This window comes from Acinetobacter sp. 24-47-47 (assembly GCF_057737035.1).
Window position 1 is genome coordinate 152,121 of record NZ_CM173216.1, and the last position, 26,690, is coordinate 178,810.

The 26,690-nt window shown below is 40.4% G+C and carries 17 protein-coding genes, 2 tRNA genes, 3 rRNA genes and 1 pseudogene; 16 read left to right on the forward strand and 7 right to left on the reverse strand.

The window, feature by feature from the left end:
• Window positions 1–9: 9 nt before the first annotated feature.
• On the reverse strand, window positions 10–531 hold the full coding sequence (locus tag AC1M9E_RS00700; protein ID WP_092767874.1) for a hypothetical protein: 522 nt from the start codon (window positions 529–531) through the stop codon (window positions 10–12).
• 341 nt (window positions 532–872) lie between these two features.
• Between AC1M9E_RS00700 and AC1M9E_RS00705 the strand changes: the two genes are divergently transcribed.
• A complete protein-coding gene (locus AC1M9E_RS00705; protein ID WP_035268220.1) occupies window positions 873–1,781 on the forward strand; it encodes a DMT family transporter in 909 nt (302 codons plus the stop codon).
• Window positions 1,782–2,166: 385 nt separating this feature from the next.
• Here the strand turns inward: AC1M9E_RS00705 and tsaC are convergent, their stop codons facing one another.
• Genes tsaC through AC1M9E_RS00720 form a run of 3 tightly spaced genes read right to left on the reverse strand, consistent with a single transcriptional unit; the run spans window position 2,167 to window position 5,147 of the window.
• Entirely contained in the window at window positions 2,167–2,736 is a 570-nt protein-coding gene (gene tsaC / locus AC1M9E_RS00710) for an L-threonylcarbamoyladenylate synthase type 1 TsaC (protein ID WP_481592437.1), read from the reverse strand.
• A 48-nt stretch (window positions 2,737–2,784) separates the two neighbouring features.
• Window positions 2,785–3,981 (reverse strand): DNA-processing protein DprA, encoded by a 1,197-nt coding sequence (gene dprA / locus AC1M9E_RS00715; protein WP_481608086.1) that lies wholly within the window; start codon window positions 3,979–3,981, stop codon window positions 2,785–2,787.
• A gap of 14 nt (window positions 3,982–3,995) precedes the next feature.
• Window positions 3,996–5,147: a LysM peptidoglycan-binding domain-containing protein gene (locus AC1M9E_RS00720; protein ID WP_488224932.1), complete on the reverse strand. Its 1,152-nt coding sequence runs from the start codon at window positions 5,145–5,147 to the stop codon at window positions 3,996–3,998.
• Window positions 5,148–5,269: 122 nt separating this feature from the next.
• On the opposite strand from AC1M9E_RS00720, the gene def reads away from it, so the two are divergent.
• From def to AC1M9E_RS00740, 4 genes and pseudogenes are all read left to right on the forward strand, one after another.
• Window positions 5,270–5,800 (forward strand): peptide deformylase, encoded by a 531-nt coding sequence (def, locus tag AC1M9E_RS00725; RefSeq protein ID WP_035268228.1) that lies wholly within the window; start codon window positions 5,270–5,272, stop codon window positions 5,798–5,800.
• Window positions 5,801–6,135: 335 nt separating this feature from the next.
• Window positions 6,136–6,342, forward strand: a pseudogene (locus AC1M9E_RS00730) (DUF2946 domain-containing protein); the annotation flags it as partial.
• A 70-nt stretch (window positions 6,343–6,412) separates the two neighbouring features.
• Window positions 6,413–8,458: a TonB-dependent copper receptor gene (locus tag AC1M9E_RS00735; RefSeq protein WP_488224933.1), complete on the forward strand. Its 2,046-nt coding sequence runs from the start codon at window positions 6,413–6,415 to the stop codon at window positions 8,456–8,458.
• A gap of 169 nt (window positions 8,459–8,627) precedes the next feature.
• Window positions 8,628–9,557, forward strand: coding sequence for a metal-dependent hydrolase (locus tag AC1M9E_RS00740; protein WP_092768017.1), 930 nt, complete (start codon window positions 8,628–8,630; stop codon window positions 9,555–9,557).
• Between the two features lie 42 nt (window positions 9,558–9,599).
• Here the strand turns inward: AC1M9E_RS00740 and AC1M9E_RS00745 are convergent, their stop codons facing one another.
• Complete coding sequence (locus AC1M9E_RS00745) at window positions 9,600–10,808, reverse strand: oxygenase MpaB family protein (protein WP_481590710.1); 1,209 nt, start codon at window positions 10,806–10,808, stop codon at window positions 9,600–9,602.
• Window positions 10,809–10,892: 84 nt separating this feature from the next.
• Between AC1M9E_RS00745 and AC1M9E_RS00750 the strand changes: the two genes are divergently transcribed.
• The 10 genes from AC1M9E_RS00750 (at window position 10,893) to AC1M9E_RS00795 (ending at window position 21,764) form a co-directional block, all read left to right on the forward strand.
• Window positions 10,893–11,495 carry a TetR/AcrR family transcriptional regulator gene (locus AC1M9E_RS00750; RefSeq protein ID WP_035268244.1) on the forward strand — a complete coding sequence of 201 codons (603 nt, stop codon included), beginning with the start codon at window positions 10,893–10,895 and terminating at the stop codon, window positions 11,493–11,495.
• A gap of 468 nt (window positions 11,496–11,963) precedes the next feature.
• Window positions 11,964–13,501, forward strand: a 16S ribosomal RNA gene (locus AC1M9E_RS00755).
• A 61-nt stretch (window positions 13,502–13,562) separates the two neighbouring features.
• A tRNA-Ile gene (locus tag AC1M9E_RS00760) sits at window positions 13,563–13,639 on the forward strand.
• Window positions 13,640–13,694: 55 nt separating this feature from the next.
• Window positions 13,695–13,770: transfer RNA gene (locus AC1M9E_RS00765), tRNA-Ala, on the forward strand.
• Between the two features lie 379 nt (window positions 13,771–14,149).
• A 23S ribosomal RNA gene (locus AC1M9E_RS00770) occupies window positions 14,150–17,041 on the forward strand.
• 180 nt (window positions 17,042–17,221) lie between these two features.
• Window positions 17,222–17,336, forward strand: a 5S ribosomal RNA gene (gene rrf, locus AC1M9E_RS00775).
• Together the 16S, 23S and 5S rRNA genes with 2 tRNA genes alongside form the textbook arrangement of a ribosomal RNA operon.
• A 237-nt stretch (window positions 17,337–17,573) precedes the next feature.
• Window positions 17,574–18,824, forward strand: coding sequence for an esterase-like activity of phytase family protein (locus AC1M9E_RS00780; RefSeq protein WP_488224934.1), 1,251 nt, complete (start codon window positions 17,574–17,576; stop codon window positions 18,822–18,824).
• 372 nt (window positions 18,825–19,196) lie between these two features.
• Window positions 19,197–20,546, forward strand: coding sequence for an aromatic acid/H+ symport family MFS transporter (locus tag AC1M9E_RS00785; RefSeq protein ID WP_092767403.1), 1,350 nt, complete (start codon window positions 19,197–19,199; stop codon window positions 20,544–20,546).
• 104 nt (window positions 20,547–20,650) lie between these two features.
• Entirely contained in the window at window positions 20,651–21,376 is a 726-nt protein-coding gene (locus tag AC1M9E_RS00790; RefSeq protein WP_481589197.1) for a hypothetical protein, read from the forward strand.
• 76 nt (window positions 21,377–21,452) lie between these two features.
• On the forward strand, window positions 21,453–21,764 hold the full coding sequence (locus AC1M9E_RS00795; RefSeq protein WP_481589196.1) for an ankyrin repeat domain-containing protein: 312 nt from the start codon (window positions 21,453–21,455) through the stop codon (window positions 21,762–21,764).
• Between the two features lie 42 nt (window positions 21,765–21,806).
• Here AC1M9E_RS00795 and AC1M9E_RS00800 read toward each other — a convergent pair whose 3' ends face one another.
• Window positions 21,807–22,349: a type 1 glutamine amidotransferase domain-containing protein gene (locus AC1M9E_RS00800; protein ID WP_481607894.1), complete on the reverse strand. Its 543-nt coding sequence runs from the start codon at window positions 22,347–22,349 to the stop codon at window positions 21,807–21,809.
• Window positions 22,350–22,838: 489 nt separating this feature from the next.
• The gene (locus AC1M9E_RS00805) at window positions 22,839–23,864 is read right to left on the reverse strand and encodes an alpha/beta hydrolase (RefSeq protein ID WP_481607893.1); all 1,026 of its coding nucleotides are present in this window, start codon (window positions 23,862–23,864) and stop codon (window positions 22,839–22,841) included.
• 326 nt (window positions 23,865–24,190) lie between these two features.
• Between AC1M9E_RS00805 and AC1M9E_RS00810 the strand changes: the two genes are divergently transcribed.
• A complete protein-coding gene (locus AC1M9E_RS00810; RefSeq protein ID WP_481607892.1) occupies window positions 24,191–26,587 on the forward strand; it encodes a YgiQ family radical SAM protein in 2,397 nt (798 codons plus the stop codon).
• The last annotated feature ends 103 nt before the right edge of the window (window positions 26,588–26,690 follow it).

Consider the following 26,690-nt stretch of genomic DNA (forward strand, 5'->3'; position numbering starts at 1 on the left):
CTTTATGAGTTAAGATTTTGTCCCGACTTGGTTTTTAAGATTCTGCATGTCCTGTAACAAGCTTTGTTGTAACTCAACAGCTTTCTTTTGTAGTTCAGTGATTTCATTCATATCAGGCTTTTCTTTAACACCTGCTTCTGCGAGGTCCAATCCAAGCTCATTCGATTCTTTCATTTTATCTCGAAGAGATGCACCTTCAGTACTTTTGAGCGCAAGTTTGTCCAGATCATCATTAAATTGATCCACATAGTTATCCATCTTCTCAACCACTGCGTCTAATTCAGCTTTATTATTGTTTTGCGCAGCTTGTGTCACTTCGTTTTGAAATGCCAAAGCCTCTTGAGCTTTTGTATTTGAAATTTGATCCAGTAAATCTAAGTCATGTTGAATATCTGCATTTACATTGGTACTTAATGTATTGCTTTGAACCGTTTCAGCGGCAGTAGGTGAGGATTGATCGTTAGACTTTTTATCACAAGCGGTTAGAAAAACAGCTGTAGTGCATAGTGATGCAATGAGAAGTTTTTTCATAATTTATCCTTTTTATATGCTCGGTTCAATGCACTTACATTCACGATGAAGCACATTAAAAAATATTCAGTTAACCCGTAGATGGGAAAATTCAAGCATTTACGATCTCATAGCTCACACACAGCTTCTAGTGTTGTTTTGTAGAGGAATCCCTGTAAAAAAGTGAAAAGTGTTTTAAAATAGAACAGCACTCTACTTAATTTTTTAAGTAAAAATCTCAGACTTAGATGGCTGTTCTGCAGTCATTAACAATGAAGGGGGAGTGTGTTTCATGGAATGAAAAAGTCTAAAAATTGATGAAAACTTGATCTTAACGATTAAATAAAAATTAGGATGAAAATATGACATTTGAAAAAAAGCATTTGCTCTGGGCTTTATCATTGCCAGTCATTGCTGTATTGATTTGGTCGTTGAATATAGCCATTACACGATATGTTGCAGAGTATATTTCACCTGTCAGTATTAGTTTTTATCGTTGGATTATTGCCTTTTTGATTTTAACACCCTTTATCCTGCCTAAAGTCATCAAACAGCGTACTTTGGTACGACAAAATATAGTGAAATTAGCAGTGCTGAGTGCATTTGGTATGGTGCTTTATCAGGGGTTAGCTTACACCGCAGCACATTACACGACTGCAACCAATATGGGCATAATTAATGCCTTTATTCCAATTTTCACCATTTTTGTTTCACTGATGATTTTAAAAGAGTTTCCAACTCGATTTGCAGTGGTGGGTAGTATTTTATCATTTATCGGGCTGATTTATGTCATCGGTCAGGGGCGTCTAGATACACTGATGCATCTGGGTGGGCATTGGGGCGACATGATTATGATCGTCGCGGTATTCTTCTATGCTTTTTATGGTGTATTTCTCAAAAAGTGGCAACTCGAGCTCCCTTTAATGATTAGTCTTTATATTCAGATTGGTTTTGCAGTGTTGTACCACTTACCATTCGTTGCCGTATTGGGGCTCGATGCAATTGATCTGGATAACGGCTTGAGTGTGTTATATGCGGGAATTTTCCCTTCGATTATTGCGCCGTTAGTATGGATGTTGGCTGTTCAACATTTAGGCCCAAATCGAACCAGCATCTTTATGAACTTAATGCCAATCTTTACCGCCATTATTGCTTATGTTTGGTTGAAAGAAGCATGGACGATTTATCACAGTTTAGGCGGAATCGTGATTTTGATAGGTATTGCTTTAGCACAGAAAAAAACTTCATTCATAAAGGCTAAGAGTGTTTAAAAAACAGACAATCGATTTGTTTTTTTATTATACTTAAAATCTATAAAAGCTTATTGATCTAAATTAACTATCATTAGGCTTTTTAAAAAGTAAAATTAATAATTAAAAATAGGTACTTAATTATATCAATTGAACTAATAATTAATCTTTATAAGAAAAATGATGATTTGAAACTCTAAGTCTTAGTAATTGTGTAATATTTTTTTTTGTAGCATAATATGCGTACTGCAGAGAAAGCGATAATACACTCTTTTTCTGTACAGATGAATTTCTGAACCCTCTGGATGTGATTAGCACATCCTTTTATATGCTCAGTCAATACCTTTATGACTGAGCTTTTTTTTGTCTTAAATAATAAGTTTTAAGTCTCAGCATATCATGCTTTTTAAGCACGAATGACATCACCTGTTTCTGCATCTAATATTCGGCTAGGTTCTTGGCTCAGGCCTAAATCTCCATTTAAATAATTTAATTCAGCACCAAAGTACTGATTGACTTCTTGCAATGAGCGAGCGGGGTCTAAACCAGCAGGATTTGCACTGGTTGAAACAATGAACCCATCAAATGCGTTACACAGTGCGATGCAAAGAGGATGGTTGGTGACTCGGATAGCAACCTTAGGATGTTTGCCTCGAATCCAAAGTGGTATTTGCTCATCAGCTGGGAGAAGCCATGTGGTGGCGCGATCTTGATAAGATGTTTGTGACCAACTTTCAATCACCGCATCACGGCGGTCTTGAGGCAGCTTTGATAATAAATGTTCAACCTGACTGACTTGACCAGCCAGTAAGATCACCCCTTTTTCGATAGGGCGCTGTTTTAATCTTAAAATTTCTTTAAAAGCATTTTCATTAAAAGGGTCGCAACCTAAGCCCCATACTGCTTCTGTAGGATAAGCCAAAACATGACCTTGTTTTAGACATTGAGCAGCCTCAGCAACTGAGGTTGTTAACATAAGCGTTCACCATTCTCTTGATTGAAAAGACTATTGTGAACCTTAATTTTAATTACGGCAACGTAGGTATAACCCAGATTGTTGAATACAGCGTCCTAAAAGTTCTAACTCCATCAAGTGGCTGGTGAGTGTCGCTGTGTCTAAATCAAGGGTAGCTGCAATTTGATCGAGATCGCGTCCAACCCAATCTAATTGTTGAAATACAGCTAACAAATGTATAGGAATCGAATGCTCATCATCCTCATGCTTCTCTAGCTTTGGATGGACTACTGAATGAACTATTTCGTCATTTTGGAACTCATTAGGATTGTTTTTTCGTAACAGAGATGCTTGTTGATGCTGCCATTGAGTCGGCAGGGCTAAATCTTCAATGATCTGATCAGGATGATCAACTAAGATGGCACCTTCACGAATCAACTGATGGCAACCTTGATGAAATTCACTATAAATATGACCTGGAATCGCAAAGGTCGTTTTACCTTGATTTGCAGCAGCTTGGGCCGTAATTAATGAACCACTGCCCAATTGAGCTTCCGCTACCAATATCCCTAAACTTAAGCCACTTACAATTCTATTTCTGCGTGGAAAATTATGCTGAAGCGGTTTTGTCCCGGGTAAAAACTCAGAAATGATGGTCCCGTTCTGCTTCAAGATTTGATCATGTAATGGGCGATTTTGTGATGGGTAAATTAAATCTAACCCTGTGCCGATAACGGCGATTGTTCTGCCATGTTGCAAAGCACCCTGATGGGCTGCTTCATCAATGCCTTGTGCTAGGCCACTCGTGATATAAAAACCTTGATCACTCAGATAATACGCAAAATCATATGCGACTTGTTTGCCATGTGGACTTGGTTTACGGCTTCCAACAATGGCAATTTGTGCTTCAGATAAATGTTGTGCTTTACCTTTCCCAAATAAAATTGGGGGGCGGTCATGATAGGGCAACAATTGCTGAGGATAGTCTGGATCTTGCTCAGTGAGCATAAAATCAGAATGTTGATGAATTTGATGCAGAATTCGCTCAAATTCTTGTTGCTGTTGATCAGAGAAAAATTGAGATGCACGCTCGATATGGTTTTTATGTAAGTTGAGCTGATGCCATTGATTTAGATGATTTTTCTGTACAGCATCTTGAGCTGAACCAAAATGCTGAACAAGTTTTTGATAAGCACTGAGTGAATGTTGAACGAGGTACCAGAGTTTAATATAAGCCAACTGATGGTCGTTAATCTCGTTCAACATATCCGCACCTAATTTTAATTTTCAACCATTGGTGATGGTTCTAATACAGCACCTACTTTAATTGGAAGTGCGCTGTCTAGCACGTAAGCGTAACTTAATTGATCGAAAGTTTTAAAAATCATTAAATTGCCCACACGCTGATTAGGCAGTTGAATATTTTCTTTGGTCTTCGGGTCTTTAACCACTTCGCCTTGTTGGAAAATACTTAACACGTGACCATTTTTTGCACCGTGAACGTTTCCTCGGTTAATGGTGACAACACTATGTTGAGCTGCTGTACCAATAGAACCCATAACACGAATCACTTGACCGCCTGGCTGAATATCCGTTGTTGCCGTTGGATAGAAGAGACTTGGTAATTCATTTTGAAATTTAGGTAAAACGTAATCACCGCGACGAACTTCGGCATTAAAACTTTGTTTAAGCTCTAAAGTTGAAATTTCATTTTCGTTGGCAACAGCGACTGCAGTAGCTACCTCAATCAGTTCAAGTGCACCTGTGTATTTTTTCCCTTTTTCATCTAAGAAAACATACGGTTCAGCTTCACGATAAACACCGTAGCTTTGTCCAGGGTTAATCCCTTGACCACGTGCATAAACTGTTTGACCTTCCCCAGCAACGATACGACGATCTGCCGAACCGAGAATATAAGGTGTGCTTTGCAAAGAATCAAGCGCAACGATAATACTTCTTTCTAGCCAAGGTTGAATATCATCCAAGGGAATAATTGGAATGGTATTCCCTAAGCTTTCAACACGTACTTGAGGTTTTAGATTGATAGCACCAAGATGACGACGAATAACGCCTTCACAACCGTCACCTTCATCTTTACCAATCAGTGGACGCCCATCTAATGTACAGAGTAGTAAGCGATCACCCGGGTAGATCCAGTGTGGATTTTTGACATGTTTATTGGATGCCCAAATTTCTTTCCAACGCCAAGGTGAGCGCAAAAATTTACCTGAAATATCCCACAAAGTGTCGCCTTTTTTGACCACATAAACGTGAGGAGCACCGGCCTTAATCGATGGTGGGCTTACATTTGGACTGGCTTGTGTCATTTGCGCGGTAAACAAGCCCGCACTAATGCAAATTGCAAGTGAAAGGCAGTGTTTCTTTAACCCCAGAGCATGTGAAAAAGCCATGCCATTGAAAACCTTTTTCATTATCATAATTCCTAAAATTATGTATCTATTTGCGCTATAATACGCATATTACACGTATTATTTGATGAAGCATTAACTTCATTTAATTTTTAAGATCAATGGCATAGCCGGTGAGGAGCAGCATGGCCTTATTACCAATTTTAAGTTTTCCTGATCCCCGTTTGCGTACTATTGCCAAACCTGTAGAGGAAGTGACGGATGAAATTCGTCAACTTGCTGCAGACATGTTTGAAACCATGTATGAAGCACCAGGTATTGGTCTAGCTGCAACCCAAGTTGATCATCATATTCAGCTTATCGTCATGGACTTGTCTGAAGATAAAAATCAGCCGATGGTTTTTATTAATCCTAAAGTCACCCCATTAACTGAAGATACCCAACCTTATGAAGAGGGTTGTCTATCAGTTCCACAAATATACGATAAAGTTGAGCGTCCGTCACGCGTCAAAATTGACGCAATTAACTTAGAAGGGCAAGCTTTTGAATTAGAAGCTGATGGTCTTTTGGCAGTATGTATCCAGCACGAAATGGATCATCTGAACGGAAAATTATTTGTTGATTATTTATCTCCTTTAAAACGCCAAAGAGCGCGTGAAAAGGTAGAAAAAGTCGTTCGTCAGCGTCAAAAAGAAAAAGTTGCTGTAAAGCGTTAATTTTCTAAGAACTTTAAATATATTGATAAAGCCCAATTTCGATTGGGCTTTGTTATAATTGCTCAAATTTTATTTGGAATGACAATTTGTTCCGCAATGGGTTGCTGCTGAGTTTCGCAGCAGTATTATTACAGATCGCTGTTTTTCTTCAGCCTTTGCTTCCAGCGCAATATCAAATTGCGCCGGTCTGCGAAACGATCACCCGTGCCTTATTCGAACAGCCTAATCATTCTAGTATTACAACGCTCGTTCATCATGCTCATCATGTTTCCACTTCACATGCGTTACATGAACATCATGAGTCTAAGCGCTATGTTGAATCCTCGCATAGTGGGCACGATCATCATGATCCAAACCATCAATGCCAATACTGTACTGTATTTGGTAATTTGATTTTGCCACCTGAGCTGAATGTGAAAGAAGTTTTTGTACGTTTGAATATACGTTTGATCGCATTCCAAAAAGCGTTCAAACATATTTATTTCGACTTACAGCGTTTATTCCTTTTACCTCAAGGTCGGGCACCACCACTCTTTTCTTAAATATTGTCTTTATTTTTAGGGTCTTGAATGACTCTAGCATTGTCATATTTAAATTTTGAGTGAATATATCATGGCTCAGCCAAAATTCTATTTACAGCCACTAGCGGCTGCGATTTCTATTGCCTTTATTTCGCAAACTTCATTTGCTGAAGTCCAATCTACAACTTTAAATCCAACACCTGATACACACACGACGAACTTAGCGCCAATTGTTGCTACAGCTCTACAAGGTAATGATGCTAATGGCTTGATTGTACGTGCAAACCCGAAGCAACCCATTCAGCCTATTCCTGCGTCGGATGGCGCAGATTACTTACAAAGTATTGTAGGGTTTAGCAGCGTAAATAGTGGTGCAGGTACGAACGGTGATGTGACCTTTCGTGGAATGTTTGGATCACGAATCAAAATTCTAACAGATGGAACTGAAAATTTAGGCGCATGCCCGAGTCGTATGGATTCACCGACTTCGTATATCTCACCTGAGAGCTATGATCGAATCTCGGTGATTAAAGGTCCCCAAACTGTCCAGTACGCCAACACAGGTTCAGCAGCAACAGTGATTTTCGAGCGAGGCCCAGAACAATTGAATGATGAAAAAAATTATCGAGGTCAGGCAAGTGTATTAATGGGCTCTTTTGGGCGTTTAGACCAAAATATTGAGGCAGCGGTAGGAGATGAACAAAAATATATTCGAATCAATAGCAACCGATCAGTCTCAAATAGTTATCAAGATGGTAATGGGGCGACCGTACCATCAGATTGGAAACGATGGAATGCAGATTTAGCATTGGGCTGGACACCTAATGCAGATACATGGATCGAGTTAACTGGCGGTAAGGCTGATGGTGAGGCTGTATATGCTGGGCGAGATATGGATGGTTCTAAATTTGCCCGCGAGAGCTTGGGATTAAGATTTGAGAAAAAGAATCTCTCAGAGGTAGTTAAAAAAGTTGAGGCGCAAGTCAATTACAACTTTAATGATCATGTGATGGATAATTTTAGTTTGCGTGATGTTGATGGCGCGGATCGCGCTATGAATGTGACACGTCGTACTTTGAATGCACGTTTAGCCACAACGATGAAGTGGGATAAAGCAATATTCATTACGGGTGTTGATACTCAGAATAATCAACATGCTGGTGGAATGTATCATTCAAGCATGCCAATGATGAATACTCCACTGACAGAGGATATGAAGTTTCAATCTTATGGTGGGTTCACTGAATTATCATATCCATTGAATGATCATAATAAGTTGGTCACAGGTGTTCGGGTTGATCAAGTTAAGATTAAAAACTTAAAAATGGTTCAAGAACGTCAGGAAACATTACCAAGTGGTTTTATACGGTTTGAAAATCAGCATCCAGAGCATGATGCTAAAACCTATGTTGGTCTAGGCTATGTAGAGCGCGTACCAGATTATTGGGAGTTGTTTAAGACAGATTATCAAGGCAATGCTGTTGCTACCTTCAAGGATTTAGAAACAGAAAAAACCTTACAGTTGGATGTTGGATACCAACATAATCACGGGGCATTCAGTTCATGGGCATCAGCTTATGCTGGTTTGATCGATGATTTCATATTATTGAATTATGACCCAGCAAAAATGACTGGTCATGGTAAAAATGCTGCTGATTCTAGAAATGTCGATGCGACAATCGCAGGGGCAGAAGCTGGTGTAGGTTATCAATTTACCGATGCTGTTCAGGCAGATCTTAGTGCGATGTATGCTTGGGGAAAAAACACAACTGATCATCAACCTTTACCTCAAATATCACCGTTGGAAGCACGTGTAAATTTAAGATATGTGCAAGAGCGTTTTAACTTAGGTTTATTGTGGCGTGTGGTAGATGGGCAGGATCGTGTCAGTATTAATCAAGGTAATATTGTAGGTAAGGACTTTAAAACGAGTTCAGGTTTCTCGACGCTGTCTTTAAATGGTACTTATCAAATTCATCAAGGTGTTGATTTGAGTATTGGAATTGATAATGTTCTGGATAAAGTTTATACGGAACACTTAAATAAAGCAGGTAGTGCTGGATTTGGTTTTGCACAGAATGAGCAATTTAATAATATAGGACGTAATTATTGGGCGCGTGTGAGTATGAAGTTCTAGTCATATTCAGTTTATTTGACGTATTAAGCCTAACACCCATTTAGATCGCCGTCTGAATGGGTGTTTTCTTTAAAATTGTCAGACATAAAATATGAATGTCCTTAAATGATATTGTGATGAGGTTATCATTATTTTAAAAATAATAAAAAAAGAAGTAATGGATAATAAAATGACAACAATGAGTCAAGTTCATCAACTACATGGTCGTAAAGTAAAATTTGATTTCAATCATATTCCAAAGCATTGGATTGAAAATGACCCTGTTTCCACCCATATGTTGAATACAGCACATATGATTTTACCTGCGGGTGAGTTTTGGTTTTGCCGTGTATTTAATAAAGCTTTACCGTTCGTCAAAGACGAACAATTAAAAGCTGACGTGAAAGGTTTTATTCAGCAAGAAGCGATTCATGGTCGTACTCATCAACATGCACAAGTTTATTTTGATCAACATGGATTAGATGTAAAGCCGTTCATTCAACGCATGCATTATCTTTTTGAAATCCTTTTGGGAGAAAATCCAGTAGGTATCAAAATGATGAAAAAAGTGGTTGGTGAAAAACGTTGGTTAATCTTCCGACTGGGTGTGATTGCAGCCATTGAGCACTATACTGGTGTGGCAGGGCAGTGGAGCTTGGACAATACTTCATTGGATAAAGCCGATCCAATCATGGCTGATCTATTCCGTTGGCATCTTGCTGAAGAAGTTGAACATCGTACGGTTGCGTATGATTTGTTTAAACATATGTTTGAATCAGAGTTTAATTTCCAAATTTCAAAAAATGCTTTGATGACCTTTATCTTCCCTATTATGGCAGCGGTTTGGGTTGAAGGCGGCAAAACAATTTTGAAACAAGATAAAGATGCAGGTAAGTTTAGACATATGGGTACTTTAAGACTCATTATGCAAATGGAAAAAATTAGTCGTAAGACCGATCATATTCCTACCTTCAGTCATTTAACTTTAGCTACTATCCGTTGGTTTAGTCCAAAGTTTCATCCAGTGCAAGAAGGTAATACTCAACAAGCTTTGGATTATCTAGCACGCTCTCCATCAGCACTTCGAGCTGAGCAAGAGGCAACATTAAAAATGGCTTAAAAATATACATGCAAAAAACCGAGCCTTAGCTCGGTTTTTTATTTATTGATGCATACTTGCCAGCTGTTTTCCTGCATTTTGATATAAATCGAGAGCTTGTTCTTGTTGTGATCGCCCTTTACGCTGTAAATAAAGATCAAGCTTTGGTATTTTTTTTGCGCCAGCATAAATCACAGTATTTTTGGTCAGTAGATACAGTGGATACCACGGCAGTATTCGAGGCTTAAGCCCTAAATTTTTCATTTTTTTACGGCCCATAAAGATTTGGGTAACATCTAAGTGATTCTGGTAGGCTTTCTTCTGCATGAAACGTTTAAAATGTTTATATTCGCGTTCAAATGGTTCTTTGGATAGGCTTACTGCAAGCTGACGACTACTTTCATCCACTTGAGGGTGAGCATAATTCATCCATTGCAATAATTTCCAGCCTTCAGACTCTTTATCAATCAGCCAGTGTTCGTCAACACCCATCAACCAGCCTGTATATTTCCAAAAATGCATAATCGCATCGACTTCACTTTTAGTTGGAAAAATACCGATTGCTCGAATACCTAAAAGCATTACACCGCTGAAAGCAATATTTGTCATTGCCTGATCATATTGGTTAATCGGCATTCCCCAAATATCCCAGTCCCAATCTTTAGATTTTTTTAGATGGTAGCGAACTAAAGAATGGATGAAACGCACAAAAATTGTTGAAGTAAAGCCATCATTAAAGCGTTGAAATCCGTTCGGCTTAGTAACATCTAGCCACCATTTATGCGTTTCTGCTAAGCGCTTGCCTGCATATTTGCTTAGAGCACCTGTTAAAATTAAAGGTTGATTAAAGCCAGGGTATTGATATCCAGTCATTAGCGCGAGATCACGCATAATAAAAGTGACATTCGAGCCTAAACGATGTGTGAATTGAATTGCACGATCAATTTTTTCTTGATCGAACCAAACAGGCTGTTGTTCCACGAGATCAAAGAATGCTTTGATTTCAGGGACTGGTTTGGGAAGAGCATCTAAGCCTTGATATAAGGCTGTTTCAAAAAGCTTTCGATTTTCGCGTGGATTGGTCATCACCCAATCCATTAAGCGATCCATCGGCACATCACCCGTATGTAAACTTTCATTTAACTCTAAATATTCAGCATAAGTTGGAATGAAGTTTTGATCGGTCATTTTGTGTAGAAGCTTGGACAATAGATCGCTACGCTTCATTCGCTCATATGAAGCCATACGTTTTGGAATGCTAAAATTTGACATGGTGTAATTAATCTGGTTATTGTTTGATCAAAGATTAATATGAATATTTATTCGCATTCAATTCGCATTATTAGAATGGCAGCTATGAGAAAAAGACCACAACAACAAAGAGCAAAGCTGGTAGTCGATAGTATTTTGGAAGCGACTCTGATATGCATTTCTGAAATGGGCCTAGATCAAGTCACTACGCCAAAAATATCTGAAAAATCAGGGGTGAGCGTAGGCTCTATCTATCAATATTTCGAAAATAAAGATCAGATAATTTTAGAATTGTTACGCCGTAAGAGTGAAAACTTAGGTTTGTCACTTAAAGCGCTGGCGATGAATCAAGAAGAAATGGATTTAAAAACCTTAGTCGATGTTAGTCTTCAATTCGGATTTGATGTAATGAGAGAAGATAATGGTTTCTTCTTTGAAGTCCTCAAGCATTGGCATGGCTATAACAATTCAGAAGCAGCAAAGGTTTTAGAAAAGCATTTTTTTGAAGTTGGTTTATATGTATTTAATCGTTTTTATCGTCATTGGGACTTTGAAACACTCAAGCATAAATCTTTTGTGATTATTAATAGTACCTTGTTCACAATGATGAGGTTTGTAAGCAACAATGATTTTCTTATTTCAGAACAACAGCTTAAGCGGGAATTAAGTGCAATGATTTTGTCTTATTTAGACAGTGACAAGAGTTAAAGGTTTATACAAATAAAAATTGTATATAAAAAACATATAGTTAATGTGTCATTGGTTTATTAACTATACAAACAAATAGAAAAGATTGAAAAAGTAGTTGCGTAAGAAAATAAATAGCCTATAATGCACATCCATCGGCGGTGATGTTGATTAAAACTTGTTGAAAAACAAGGATTTAGCTGAATATGTTGGATCTAAGTTTTGAGAATGAGTTAGAAAATAAATTAACATTGCTAGTTGACTTTCTGAAAAGAAAGGGTAATATAGCCGACCTAGCTTGATGCTGACGAAGCATTAAGAAGATCATTAAGAGATTATGAAGAACAACTTGTGTGGATTTTTACTGGTTGATTGATCGATATATATTATCATTAATAATTGGTAGAAATTTCTCGAAGTTTATTTGAGCAAATTTTTTGTCAGTAATTGATGAGCCAAGATTGGTACCCTTTAGGTACTATTGATTTTAAACTGAAGAGTTTGATCATGGCTCAGATTGAACGCTGGCGGCAGGCTTAACACATGCAAGTCGAGCGGGGGAAGGTAGCTTGCTACTGGACCTAGCGGCGGACGGGTGAGTAATGCTTAGGAATCTGCCTATTAGTGGGGGACAACATCTCGAAAGGGATGCTAATACCGCATACGTCCTACGGGAGAAAGCAGGGGACCTTCGGGCCTTGCGCTAATAGATGAGCCTAAGTCGGATTAGCTAGTTGGTGGGGTAAAGGCCTACCAAGGCGACGATCTGTAGCGGGTCTGAGAGGATGATCCGCCACACTGGGACTGAGACACGGCCCAGACTCCTACGGGAGGCAGCAGTGGGGAATATTGGACAATGGGCGGAAGCCTGATCCAGCCATGCCGCGTGTGTGAAGAAGGCCTTTTGGTTGTAAAGCACTTTAAGCGAGGAGGAGGCTACTAAGATTAATACTCTTGGATAGTGGACGTTACTCGCAGAATAAGCACCGGCTAACTCTGTGCCAGCAGCCGCGGTAATACAGAGGGTGCGAGCGTTAATCGGATTTACTGGGCGTAAAGCGTGCGTAGGCGGCTTTTTAAGTCGGATGTGAAATCCCCGAGCTTAACTTGGGAATTGCATTCGATACTGGGAAGCTAGAGTATGGGAGAGGATGGTAGAATTCCAGGTGTAGCGGTGAAATGCGTAGAGATCTGGAGGAATACCGATGGCGAAGGCAGCCATCTGGCCTAATACTGACGCTGAGGTACGAAAGCATGGGGAGCAAACAGGATTAGATACCCTGGTAGTCCATGCCGTAAACGATGTCTACTAGCCGTTGGGGCCTTTGAGGCTTTAGTGGCGCAGCTAACGCGATAAGTAGACCGCCTGGGGAGTACGGTCGCAAGACTAAAACTCAAATGAATTGACGGGGGCCCGCACAAGCGGTGGAGCATGTGGTTTAATTCGATGCAACGCGAAGAACCTTACCTGGTCTTGACATAGTAAGAACTTTCCAGAGATGGATTGGTGCCTTCGGGAACTTACATACAGGTGCTGCATGGCTGTCGTCAGCTCGTGTCGTGAGATGTTGGGTTAAGTCCCGCAACGAGCGCAACCCTTTTCCTTATTTGCCAGCGGGTTAAGCCGGGAACTTTAAGGATACTGCCAGTGACAAACTGGAGGAAGGCGGGGACGACGTCAAGTCATCATGGCCCTTACGACCAGGGCTACACACGTGCTACAATGGTCGGTACAAAGGGTTGCTACCTAGCGATAGGATGCTAATCTCAAAAAGCCGATCGTAGTCCGGATTGGAGTCTGCAACTCGACTCCATGAAGTCGGAATCGCTAGTAATCGCGGATCAGAATGCCGCGGTGAATACGTTCCCGGGCCTTGTACACACCGCCCGTCACACCATGGGAGTTTGTTGCACCAGAAGTAGGTAGTCTAACCGTAAGGAGGACGCTTACCACGGTGTGGCCGATGACTGGGGTGAAGTCGTAACAAGGTAGCCGTAGGGGAACCTGCGGCTGGATCACCTCCTTAACGAAAGATTGACGATTGGTAAGAATCCACAACAAGTTGTTCTTCATGACGATGTATCTGAGGGTCTGTAGCTCAGTTGGTTAGAGCACACGCTTGATAAGCGTGGGGTCACAAGTTCAAGTCTTGTCAGACCCACCACTACTGACGAAGCAATTCATACAGAAGAAAGATACATTGATCTAAATGATAAGCTGGGGACTTAGCTTAGTTGGTAGAGCGCCTGCTTTGCACGCAGGAGGTCAGGAGTTCGACTCTCCTAGTCTCCACCACGTATTCATTCGAATACGTAGTAAGCAAACGAGTTGATAGCTTATAGAGCTTAGTAATAAAGCTGTGTATACTGCACGCCTTGATTATTAAGCTCTGTGATTTATCACAGTTGACTGCGATCTGACGAAGACGTAGTGAATCATTAACAGCATATATTTGAGTTGAAATAATTTGTTCATACTCATAGAAAGAGCGGAAACGAGATAACGTAAGTTATTGAGTTGAAGTGATTGAAATGAGAACTAGCGAAATTAACTGAATCAAGCGTTTTGGTATATGAATTTGAATTGAAGCTGTACAGTGTTTAGATACACAGTACTTCAAACTGTAATGTTGAACGATCTACTTGTAGGATCGAACGACTGTTTGGGGTTGTATAGTCAAGTAATTAAGTGCATGTGGTGGATGCCTTGGCAGTCAGAGGCGATGAAAGACGTGATAGCCTGCGAAAAGCTCCGGGGAGGCGGCAAATATCCTGTGATCCGGAGATATCTGAATGGGGGAACCCACCTATCATAAGATAGGTATTGCAACATGAATACATAGTGTTGCAAGGCAAACGCGGGGAAGTGAAACATCTCAGTACCCGTAGGAAAAGAAATCAATTGAGATTCCCTCAGTAGCGGCGAGCGAAAGGGGAAAAGCCCATTAAGTTATGTAAGCTTTAGTGGAATGCTCTGGGAAGTGCAACCATAGTAGGTGATAGTCCTGTACACGAAAGGGCTTACATGATGATGTCGAGTAGGGCGGGGCACGTGAAACCTTGTCTGAATATGGGGGGACCATCCTCCAAGGCTAAATACTCCTGACTGACCGATAGTGAACCAGTACCGTGAGGGAAAGGCGAAAAGAACCCCTGTGAGGGGAGTGAAATAGATCCTGAAACCGCATGCATACAAGCAGTGGGAGCATCTTCGTGATGTGACTGCGTACCTTTTGTATAATGGGTCAGCGACTTACATTCAGTAGCAAGGTTAACCGAATAGGGGAGCCGTAGAGAAATCGAGTCTTAATAGGGCGTTTAGTTGCTGGGTGTAGACCCGAAACCAGGCGATCTATCCATGAGCAGGTTGAAGGTGAGGTAACACTTACTGGAGGACCGAACCCACTGTCGTTGAAAAGCCAGGGGATGACTTGTGGATAGGGGTGAAAGGCTAATCAAGCCTGGTGATAGCTGGTTCTCCCCGAAAGCTATTTAGGTAGCGCCTCGGACGAATACCATTGGGGGTAGAGCACTGTTTCGGCTAGGGGGTCATCCCGACTTACCAAACCGATGCAAACTCCGAATACCAATGAGTACTATCCGGGAGACAGACTGCGGGTGCTAACGTCCGTAGTCAAGAGGAAAACAATCCAGACCGCCAGCTAAGGTCCCTAAATCATAGTTAAGTGGGAAACGATGTGGGAAGGCATAGACAGCTAGGAGGTTGGCTTAGAAGCAGCCACCCTTTAAAGAAAGCGTAATAGCTCACTAGTCGAGTCGGCCTGCGCGGAAGATGTAACGGGGCTAAAACTATGTACCGAAGCTGCGGATTTGCAATTTATTGCAAGTGGTAGGGGAGCGTTCTGTAAGCCGATGAAGGTGGATTGAGAAGTCTGCTGGAGGTATCAGAAGTGCGAATGCTGACGTGAGTAACGATAAAACGGGTGAAAAACCCGTTCGCTGAAAGACCAAGGGTTCCAGTCCAACGTTAATCGGGGCTGGGTGAGTCGACCCCTAAGGCGAGGCCGAGAGGCGTAGTCGATGGGAAATTGGTTAATATTCCAATACTTCTGTGTAATGCGATGAGAGGACGGAGAAGGTTAAGTCAGCCTGGCGTTGGTTGTCCAGGTGGAAGATTGTAGGCATGTATCTTAGGCAAATCCGGGGTACTCTATGCTGAGAATCGATAGCAAGCTAGTTTACTAGCGAAGTGGCTGATACCATACTTCCAGGAAAAGTCTCTAAGCTTCAGTTACACAGGAATCGTACCCGAAACCGACACAGGTGGTCAGGTCGAGTAGACCAAAGCGCTTGAGAGAACTCTGCTGAAGGAACTAGGCAAAATGGTACCGTAACTTCGGGAGAAGGTACGCTGCCGGCGGTGATAGGACTTGCTCCTTGAGCTACTGGCAGCCTCAGAAACCAGGCCGCTGCAACTGTTTATTAAAAACATAGCACTCTGCAAACACGAAAGTGGACGTATAGGGTGTGATGCCTGCCCGGTGCTGGAAGGTTAATTGATGGGGTTAGCGTAAGCGAAGCTCTTGATCGAAGCCCCAGTAAACGGCGGCCGTAACTATAACGGTCCTAAGGTAGCGAAATTCCTTGTCGGGTAAGTTCCGACCTGCACGAATGGCATAATGATGGCGGCGCTGTCTCCAGCAGAGGCTCAGTGAAATCGAATTCGCCGTGAAGATGCGGTGTACCCGCGGCTAGACGGAAAGACCCCGTGAACCTTTACTGCAGCTTGACATTGAACTTTGATCTTACTTGTGTAGGATAGGTGGGAGGCTTTGAAGTAGAAACGCCAGTTTCTATGGAGCCGTCCTTGAAATACCACCCTGGTAATATTGAGGTTCTAACTCTGCTCCATTATCTGGAGCGAGGACCATGTCTGGTGGGTAGTTTGACTGGGGCGGTCTCCTCCTAAAGAGTAACGGAGGAGTACGAAGGTGCGCTCAGCGTGGTCGGAAATCACGCGTAGAGTATAAAGGCAAAAGCGCGCTTAACTGCGAGACCCACAAGTCGAGCAGGTACGAAAGTAGGTCTTAGTGATCCGGTGGTTCTGTATGGAAGGGCCATCGCTCAACGGATAAAAGGTACTCTGGGGATAACAGGCTGATACCGCCCAAGAGTTCATATCGACGGCGGTGTTTGGCACCTCGATGTCGGCTCATCTCATCCTGGGGCTGAAGCAGGTCCCAAGGGTATGGCTGTTCGCCATTTAAAGAGGTACGCGAGCTGGGTTTAGAACGTCGTGAGACAGTTCGGTCCCTATCTACCGTGGGCGTTGGAAATTTGAGAGGATCTGCTCCTAGTACGAGAGGACCAGAGTGGACGAACCTCTGGTGTACCGGTTGTGACGCCAGTCGCATCGCCGGGTAGCTATGTTCGGAAGGGATAACCGCTGAAAGCATCTAAGCGGGAAGCCTACCTCAAGATTAGATTTCCCAAGGACTTTATGTCCTCTAAAGAGCCGTTGAAGACTACAACGTTGATAGGTTGGATGTGGAAGTACGGTGACGTATGAAGCTGACCAATACTAATTACTCGTGAGGCTTGACTATACAACACCCAAACAGTTGGTGTTGTGGTTCAAATCATGACAAATAACTTGATTTAGTTAGATAAAACGCTAAACTGCACAAACTAAAGCAACTCAAATAGCTGTTAATAACTTCTTTGACCAAGCAAAGGCACGCAAACAATATATGCGAATAAGACCCAAGCAAAGTCACAACAGTTGTGCTGGCGACAATAGCAAGAGTGAACCACCTGATCCCTTCCCGAACTCAGAAGTGAAACCTCTTAGCGCTGATGGTAGTGTGGGGTTACCCATGTGAGAGTAAGTCATCGCCAGCTCATTATTCTAAACACCTCCTTCATTCGAAGGGGGTGTTTTTTTATGTGGAAAAATTGAAATAAAGATATAAAAATAAATATAAAGGGAAATGTATTTTAGAACTCACTGATAAAGATTTTTATATAGTGAGGAACTAATAATAAAAGCCTTCATCAAATCTTCATTGATCTGTCAGAGGAATGACACCATCATGCCGTTTAATCATGAGTCCTTAATTAAGTGATACATATGGATTTATGAACAAGACACTTTTAAGCACAGTACTATTGTCATTTTTAGCCCTTAGCGGTTGTAATGATTCTGATGATAAGATCACCTCAGATCAACAAAATCAGATAAAGGAACCTACACTTGTTTCATTTGCAAAGCTTGATGTAGCTACCTATGCCGATGGACCAGATTCGGGACTTTATGTTAAAGGTGCAAATGGTATTTATCCACCATTTAAAGGTCAGCCAGTTCAAGGATTTTCTGGGGCATTAAAAAATGCTGATGGAACGTATCTTGTAATGTCTGATAATGGATTTGGGGCACAAGATAACTCAGCAGACTACCTATTACGTCTTTATAATATTTCAGTAGATTTTAGAACTGCTAAGACCAACTCAAATAACGTTAAAGTACTGTCTCATATACAGCTTCGTGATCCGAATAAGTTAGTACCGTTCAAAATTGTCAATGAGAGTACGCCAGAACGCCTTTTAACAGGTGCTGATTTTGATCCGGAATCTATACAGCGTGATAAAAATGGCGATATTTGGATAGGAGATGAATTCGGTCCATTTTTACTGCATTTTAGTGCTGATGGTGTTTTAAAGAGTGCTCCGATTGCATTGCCTCATCCTGAAAAAGAAGGAGAGGAGCTTCGATCTCCACAAAATCAACTTCATCAAAGTGCGGCTGAAATAGAAAATGCGCTCGTGCAAAGAAGTGGTGGATTTGAAGGCATGGCTATTTCTCCAGATGGTCAATATTTATATCCAATGCTGGAAAAACCATTAAGCAAGAATGTGCAAAGACATTTATTAATTTCAAAATTTGATATTGCTAAAAAAGCATATACAAATGACCATTACTATTTTGAGCTCGACCCTAAAGCAACAGCAATTGGTGATTTCCAGTTATTTAGTCAAAATGAAGGTGTTGTGATTGAGCGCGATGATTCTGAAAATAATATTGGTGGTTTCAAGAAATTAGTTCGCATACAACTGAATGAACCGAAGAGGTTGGTTAATAAGACTGACTTGGTCAATTTAATGGATATTCCGAATCCAAATCTATTATATGGTACGCCACGTGAGGGCGATATTATGACGGGTGAGCGTTTCGGTTTTCCATTCTTTACCATTGAAGATATTGTGATTGAAGGACCTGATTTAATCACAGTGTTGAATGACAATAATTTCCCTGGTTCGAGTGGACGTAATGCAAAACTTGCAGATGATAATGAAATTATTCAGATTAAATTAGACAAAAAGTTATATTAATTGTTCGAGACCTCATGGATTTTGATCTATGAGGTTTTTTATTAAATTAAGTGAAAAATATCATAATGAAATAAGTAATTTAATAAATTCGTATTTGAGCGAGATATCATCATTACTCACCAATAAAATGATGGAAACACTGATTTTCGTAAGTCAAACAAACTTTGGTCTAATGCGATATTTAGATAAAAAGCCTAATTTTGATTGGATTTTAGACTAACGTTCAATTTTTATTAACACAGAATTATGTGAAATTTACCTCACAGACTTTAAGCACACAATTTTGATGCGTGGCTCACAACAATTAAATTCAAAGTTGGTTGGATCGTGCTTAAAGATTATTGAAATACGATCTCTCACAGGAGGTGAGGAATGTCACAGCAAGCAATGAACGTCAATAAAATTATTGACCATGCTAAATTCACACCATTTCACTTCAATGTTGTCGCTTGGTGTTTACTCATTATCCTGTTTGATGGTTATGACTTAGCAATTAATGGCGTAGTTTTACCATTATTGATGGATGAATGGGGTTTAAGTGCTGTTCAAGCAGGCATGCTCGCAAGTACTGCACTTGCAGGGATGATGTTTGGCGCAATGATTTTTGGTTCTTTAGCAGATAAGATTGGCCGTAAAAAAGTCATTATGATCTGTATTATTTTATTCAGTGGATTAACCTTTGCGGGTGGTTTTGCATCCAATCCAACTGAGTTCGGTATTTTGCGTTTCTTGGCAGGTTTAGGGATTGGTGGTGTTATGCCAAACCTTGTGGCTTTGACCTCAGAATATGCACCTCAAAAAATGCGTAGCACCTTGGTAACTACTATGTTTAGTGGTTATGCGGTAGGTGGTGTGATGGCTGCATTATTAGGTTCATGGTTTACACCAAGTTTTGGTTGGGAAATCATGTTCTTTATCGCAGGTATTCCATTACTTTTACTTCCAATTATTTGGAAATTCTTACCTGAGTCTTTAACTTTCATCGTAAAAGAAAATCGTCAGGAAGAAGCTCGTCAAATTGTGGCGAAGATTGAACCTAAAGTAAAAGTTGAGAAAGATACAACTTTCGAGCTTGATCAAGTAGATGAGCCTGAATCGGCAACTGTTGTCAGCTTGTTCCGTCGCGGTCGCGCTGTAAATACATTGTTGTTCTGGGTTGCATTCTTTACATGCTTATTAACCATGTACGCACTCAGCAGCTGGTTACCGAAATTGATGATGGCTGCGGGCTACTCAATGGATAATAGCTTAATGTTCATGATGGTCATGAATGTTGGAGCGGTAGTGGGGATCGTTGGCGGTGGTATCTTGGCAGACCGTTACCATTTAAAACCTGTATTGATGTTCTTGGGTTTAATGGGTGCGATTGTGATGAGCTTAATGGGCTTCCAGTCGAATATGCTGTTACTTTACATCTTGGTGTTCTTGGCAGGTGCTGCATCGATTGGTTCACAGATGTTGTTATACAGCTACGTAGCTCAGTACTATCCATTGGCAGTTCGTTCAACAGGGATTGGCTGGTCATCTGCGATTGGTCGTATGGGAGCAATTGTTGGTCCAATCTTGATTGGTGGCTTATTAGGGATGAACTTACCAGCGCATTTTAACTTTATGGCAGTAGGTTTACCTGTGTTGATTACCGCAATTGCAGTGGCTTTGATTATGAATGAAAGTGAATCTGAAAAGATTGGCTCAAGTCAGCCAAGTATTGCCAAAGCTTAAATAAATGAATGTTTTAAAAGCCTCCGTAAGGGGGCTTTTATTTTTTTAATTTTTCTATTTATGATTAATTGAAAAATTTTTTAAAGATATATGGAGGGGGAGTTGTGAAATTATTTTTGTCATGTATGGAGTGTTTAAAAGAACAAGGCTTCCCATCTAATAACTTTGCAGTTGTAGATTTTACCGAACAAGGTGCTTATTCAATAACTTGTCCCAAAGGCCATGAAACTATAACAGTACTTCAGCAAATGAAATTCGAGGTGTTATATGAAATAGGAGCAAATGCAATTTTAGATGGATATTATCGTGAAGCTGTATCTTCTTTTGCAGCTAGTTTAGAGCGATTTTATGAATTTACAATTAAAGTGCTTTTAAGTAAGTCTTGTGATGAGCAAGCAATAGATCAAGGCTGGAAAAAAGTGGCTAGCCAATCTGAGAGACAGTTTGGCGCTTTTTTATTTTTATGGATAAATCATTTTAACTCTTTGCCTGTAGTTTTATCAGACAAAATGGTAAATTTTAGGAACTTAGTTATTCATAAAGGAGTCATACCAACAAGAGAAGAAAGTATAAAATATGGAGAAGAGGTACTAAATATTATTAATACTTTGAAGAAAGAGCTTATAGAAAATTATTCATCACAATTAGAGAAAATAGTTTTTAAACATTTATCCAAGTCATATCAGAATACTAATCCTAATTTACCTTTTACTACAATGTGTCTATCTACAATTGTAAGTCTGTCAAATGTGCAAGAGAGTCACAATAAAAAAACATTAGATGAACACTTAAAATGTTTATCCGATAGAAGGGAAATCTATAAAAGTTAATGCTAAGCAATATTTTTTGTTATATAAACATCGTAAGGTAAGAAGGTAAAATTTAATCTTGCATAGTGGAATTATTATGAACTTCAGCTCCATCTCCCCAATCCCTGAAGATAATAGCGAACTTCATCTTCCTGAACTCATCTATTGGGCTTCATTAGGCGAAATCACAGAAGTTGAAACAGCTTTAAATAACGGAGCTGATGTAAACCAAATTGATGATGAAGGTTATAGCGCACTTCAAGCAGCCGCAGAGAACGGGTACTTAGATGTAGTACAACTGCTAGTCGAAAAAGGTGCAAATGTTGCTTACAAAGGTCAATTTACAGCTTTAGAACTCGCTGAAATGGCAGGCGAGCAAGAAATCGTAGATTACTTAAAAAGTCTGTAAAACATGCAAAATAAAACCCCAAAAAAAAGGGGTTTTAATCGTTTAAGACTGCGTCAATTCTTTATAAATGGCTTCATTAAATGCAGGAATATCATCAGGACAACGTGAAGTAATGAGCGACCAACCGCCAGTATTACAACGATGCACCTCTTCATCGACCCATTTACCGCCTGCATTTTCTAAATCAATTTTTACTGACTTATAAGACGTCAAATTTTTATCTTTGATACGTTGTGCATCAATTAATGTCCAAGGCGCATGACAAATAGCTGCGATTGGTTTTTGATGGTCAGCAAAACTTTGAATCCATTTTTGAACCTGTGGATGAATTCGCAAGTTATCCGCATTCACCGTTCCCCCAGGAATAATCAGGATGTCATAGTCGTTTGCATTGACTTCATCAAAGCTTATGTCAGGTTGAACTTGATCTGAAGGCTCTTGATCCCCAACCACAGTCTGAACAGATTTCTTTTCTTCAGCAGCATGATAGGTTTCAATCCCTTTTAATTTTAAAAATGCTAAGGGTTTGATTAATTCATCTTTTTCAACACCAAAATTTGCAGTAATAAATAAAGCTTTTGCCATGTTCACATCCTCAATCTTTAAAATTTTGTATGTAAGCGGTTTGCACTAGGATATTCCGTCTTGTAGGAACAGCATAAGTCGCTTGCACTTTGGAAATTACAGTCAGAGTTGTTGCGTGACACACTTTAAAATTAACAAATGGAATTCATGAAAGTGTTGTGAAAGCGAAAAAGCATGATGAATAATTGTTTTACAAGCGTGACAACGTGTAGTGTGCTTAAAAAATTCTATGTGTAAGAAAAAGAAAAGCCCATCTTCCTGATGGGCTTTTCTTCGTATCGGCTGCTTGTAGGTATAACTCCTGTCGTACCTCACGTCCTGATGCTCAAACTTATTATTGTTGTTTTTTGTTTGGGAAACTTCCTGTTTCCTGATGGTTTAAGAATAGTGCAGTGACGTTGATATGCATAGCCGACAATAGAAGAGATGATTGTAGGAAAATGCTTACAAAACTGTCTAAGTGATTAATTTATCGCTCAATAGATCAATTTAGCGTTTTATATTTTCACGAATGAATTGATCACTGTATTTTACCAGCTGATCTAATGCAGGTTGCTCAACAGGGTAGTGCCCACCATTTTGTAAAGTCATCACACGATAAGGTACTTTCAACTGTTTCAAAACAGGTTGGCTCAATTTTAAAGGAGTCCATTGATCCTGTTCAGGTTGAGTCAGTAACACAGGTGCTTGATTAAACTGAGTCAAAGGATATGGTTTTTGGTAATGCATATAGCTGTTTAAAAACTCCACGCTCATGCTATTACCTGCGGATGTCTTGTCAGCCAGCATGATGCGTAAGGCTTCAGGGTCATTGGTGAGTTTTGACATCTTTGAGACCAAGGACATAGGTAAGGTGATTTGCTTCAAAGGGGTATGTGCTACTGCTTTCATACTCGGCAAAAGAACAGGGCTTAGAGCACTAAAACGCATAGTTCCTTTTTGAACGTCTTTAAATTCTTGATCGAGAAAGGTCATTCCGATGATGCCATCGACATGTTGATTCTGCATGGCCACATGTAGCGTGAGCATTCCACCTGCTGAGAGTCCATAAAGGAAAATAGGACGATCATCTTTTTGCACTTGTTCGTTCACAAAATCATTGACCAATTTCACCCAATGATCATAACGAATTTCTTTTTTTGAAGGATATTGTGTCAGACCATAACCGGGTAAATCCAATGCGAAGGTTTCATACCCTTTTTGGGCAAGTGGACGCCCAAGAATTAAACTCATCTGACGACCATTTGTACCTACGCCATGTAATAAAATGACTTTGGCTGGCGCTTTAGTATTGGGATAAGCATCGACATGTACACGGTAATCATTCCAACTCCAGTAGTACTCATGTGGTTTGTTTTGGTCATTCAGTCGAAATTTCGAAGGGAGTCTTTGTTGTAATTGTTGCCAAGCTGCTTGTTGCTGGTAAGACTGTGGAATTTTAGTTTGAGTCCAAGCCAAATTGGAAATTAATAAAGCCATCATGGTGGCAACGGTTGTGAGTATTATTTTGAGCACGATTAAACGCCTTTCGTTTTTTTCAAACACTATAAAAATGAAAAGCAACTTTGTTTATTACCCAAATCATCAGTCGTAAAGGAATCGAGTCAATTGCTAAGCTCAAGTTACTGAAATTAAATGCATATTATTTTTTGTTTAGATTTGGTTGTATGTTAAATGTACAGAAATAGGTCTTAGGTCATCAGTGATGAATAGAAAATTTAAGCAGTTGTATTTGATTGTTTTTTAATCAAGCAAGTTGAGTTGAATTCATGGTAAAATGATCGGCTTTCATCTTTGATCTATTTTTTGATCTTCCATCTGCCAGCCGAGAATTGCTAGCCATGTCTACTGCTTATACCGCTCAGACTGCGCCAAAAGCGTTGTTTGATTACGACAAATATTGGGCGTCTTGTTTTGAACCCGCGCCTTTTTTGCCGATGTCACGCGAGGAAATGGACCAACTCGGTTGGGATAGTTGTGACTTTATTTTTGTTTGTGGTGATGCTTATATCGATCATCCATCATTTGTAACCGGTATCATTGGCCGTGTGCTTGAAGCGCAAGGTTTCCGTGTTGGTATTATTGCCCAACCAGACTGGACGAATGTTGAAGCATTCCGTGTACTTGGTAAACCAAATATTGCTTGGGGCGTATCGGCAGGTAACATGGACTCTATGATCAACCGTTATACGGCTGACCGTAAGATCCGTTCAGATGATGCTTATTCTCCAGATAACCAACCGAATAAACGTCCTGACCGTGCAGCAACAGTCTATTGTCAACGTTGTCGTGAAGCGTTCCCTGATGTTCCTGTTCTGCTAGGCGGTATCGAAGGTTCATTACGTCGTATCGCGCATTATGACTATTGGTCTGACAAAGTTCGTCGTTCTATTTTAATGGATTCAAAAGCAGATCTATTAATGTACGGTAATGGTGAGCGTTCGATCATTGAAGTGATGCATCGTTTGGCACGTGGTGAGAAAATTCACGAGATTACTGATGTCCGTGGTACAGCATTTATTATCAATAAACACAATCGTGCGGCGAAAGCCAAATTTGTGGAAATTGCATCAAATGATGTCGATACCATTGGTCGTGTTGATCCAATCATCAATCCGTATGTGATGACCGAAGATATTGATGGTTGTGAAATTGAAAAAGACAAAGGTAACAGTTTAAGCCAGTACCAGAATTTCCAAAAAGAAGTGGTCACCAATCCAATTGTACGTGAAGGTGACAATTTGGATGCAGATACACAAATCGTTCAGTTACAGCCATCCTCTAAGGCAATTAAGCATAAGTTGCCACCACGTGAATTGGCTGTGATTCGTCTGCCTTCTTTTGAAGAAGTTGCTAATGATCCAGTGCTTTATGCCCATGCCAACCGTATTTTGCATTTAGAAACCAATCCAGGGAATGCGCGCGCACTTGTGCAGAAGCATGGTGAGCGTGATGTCTGGATTAATCCACCGCCAATCCCACTAACCACAGAAGAAATGGATTATGTGTTCGACTTGCCTTATGCACGTCTACCCCATCCATCTTATGGCGATGCGCGTTTCCCAGCGTTTGACATGATCAAGTTCTCTGTGAACATCATGCGTGGTTGTTTCGGTGGTTGTACCTTCTGTTCGATTACGGAGCATGAAGGTCGAATTATTCAAAACCGTTCTGAAGAATCGATCTTACGTGAAGTTGAAAAGATTCGTGATACGGCGCCGGGCTTTACAGGCATTATTTCGGACTTAGGTGGTCCTACAGCCAATATGTATCGTTTGGCCTGTAAAGATCCAGAAATTGAAAAGAACTGTCGTAAGCCATCGTGCGTGTTCCCAGGTGTTTGTCAAAACTTGCATACTGATCACGCACCTCTTACGCAGTTATATCGTAAAGCTCGTGCTTTACCGGGTATTAAAAAGATTTTGATTGGTTCGGGTCTACGTTATGACCTTGCAGTATTGAACCCTGAATATGTGAAAGAATTAGTCACGCATCATGTCGGTGGCTACTTAAAGATTGCACCTGAACATACCGAAAAAGGTCCGCTCAATAAAATGATGAAGCCGGGTATCGGGACTTATGATCGCTTTAAGCAGATGTTTGATCGTTTCAGTAAAGAAGCAGGCAAGGAACAATATTTGATTCCTTACTTTATTGCGGCACATCCGGGTACAACCGATTATGACATGATGAACCTTGCAATTTGGTTGAAAAAGAATGGTTTCCGTGCTGACCAAGTACAAACCTTCTATCCATCACCAATGGCAACTGCGACCACCATGTACTACACCGGTAAAAATCCGCTTGCGAAAGTGGCACGTTATACTGAAGATGTCGACATTGTAAAAGGTGAAAAACGCCGCCGTTTACATAAAGCTTTCTTACGTTACCATGATCCAAATAACTGGCCTTTACTGCGCGAAGCTTTGAAAGAAATGGGTCGTCAGGACTTAATTGGTAATTCTAAGCAACATTTGATTCCGATGTATCAGCCTCAGGGCACGGATGGTCAATATCAATCTGCACGTAAGAAAAACTCAACCGTAGCAGGTGATTCGCAAAAACGTACAGGTCAAACCGCTAATCGTGGTCAATCGCAAGGACAAAATAATCGTCCGAAGAAAGGCCAAATCTTGACACAGCACACTGGTTTGCCACCACGTGAGACTGGAGATCGCAAAAAACCTTTTGGCGAGGGGAAACCTAAGGGTAAATCCAAACCCAAGTCTCGTGCATAAATGATAATTTCTTTCAAAAGGACGCTGCGGCGTCCTTTTTTGAACATTTTCTATACAATATTTTCGATGATGCTCATTTATCGGAATATTGGGCTTGATTTGG

Coding starts and splice junctions, on each gene's coding strand:
- AC1M9E_RS00700 (WP_092767874.1), bottom strand. CDS start 531: ATGAAAAAACTTCTCATTGCATCACTATGCACTACAGCTGTTTTTCTA.
- AC1M9E_RS00705 (WP_035268220.1), top strand. CDS start 873: ATGACATTTGAAAAAAAGCATTTGCTCTGGGCTTTATCATTGCCAGTC.
- tsaC (WP_481592437.1), bottom strand. CDS start 2,736: ATGTTAACAACCTCAGTTGCTGAGGCTGCTCAATGTCTAAAACAAGGT.
- dprA (WP_481608086.1), bottom strand. CDS start 3,981: ATGTTGAACGAGATTAACGACCATCAGTTGGCTTATATTAAACTCTGG.
- AC1M9E_RS00720 (WP_488224932.1), bottom strand. CDS start 5,147: ATGAAAAAGGTTTTCAATGGCATGGCTTTTTCACATGCTCTGGGGTTA.
- def (WP_035268228.1), top strand. CDS start 5,270: ATGGCCTTATTACCAATTTTAAGTTTTCCTGATCCCCGTTTGCGTACT.
- AC1M9E_RS00735 (WP_488224933.1), top strand. CDS start 6,413: ATGGCTCAGCCAAAATTCTATTTACAGCCACTAGCGGCTGCGATTTCT.
- AC1M9E_RS00740 (WP_092768017.1), top strand. CDS start 8,628: ATGACAACAATGAGTCAAGTTCATCAACTACATGGTCGTAAAGTAAAA.
- AC1M9E_RS00745 (WP_481590710.1), bottom strand. CDS start 10,808: ATGTCAAATTTTAGCATTCCAAAACGTATGGCTTCATATGAGCGAATG.
- AC1M9E_RS00750 (WP_035268244.1), top strand. CDS start 10,893: ATGAGAAAAAGACCACAACAACAAAGAGCAAAGCTGGTAGTCGATAGT.
- AC1M9E_RS00780 (WP_488224934.1), top strand. CDS start 17,574: ATGAACAAGACACTTTTAAGCACAGTACTATTGTCATTTTTAGCCCTT.
- AC1M9E_RS00785 (WP_092767403.1), top strand. CDS start 19,197: ATGTCACAGCAAGCAATGAACGTCAATAAAATTATTGACCATGCTAAA.
- AC1M9E_RS00795 (WP_481589196.1), top strand. CDS start 21,453: ATGAACTTCAGCTCCATCTCCCCAATCCCTGAAGATAATAGCGAACTT.
- AC1M9E_RS00800 (WP_481607894.1), bottom strand. CDS start 22,349: ATGGCAAAAGCTTTATTTATTACTGCAAATTTTGGTGTTGAAAAAGAT.
- AC1M9E_RS00810 (WP_481607892.1), top strand. CDS start 24,191: ATGTCTACTGCTTATACCGCTCAGACTGCGCCAAAAGCGTTGTTTGAT.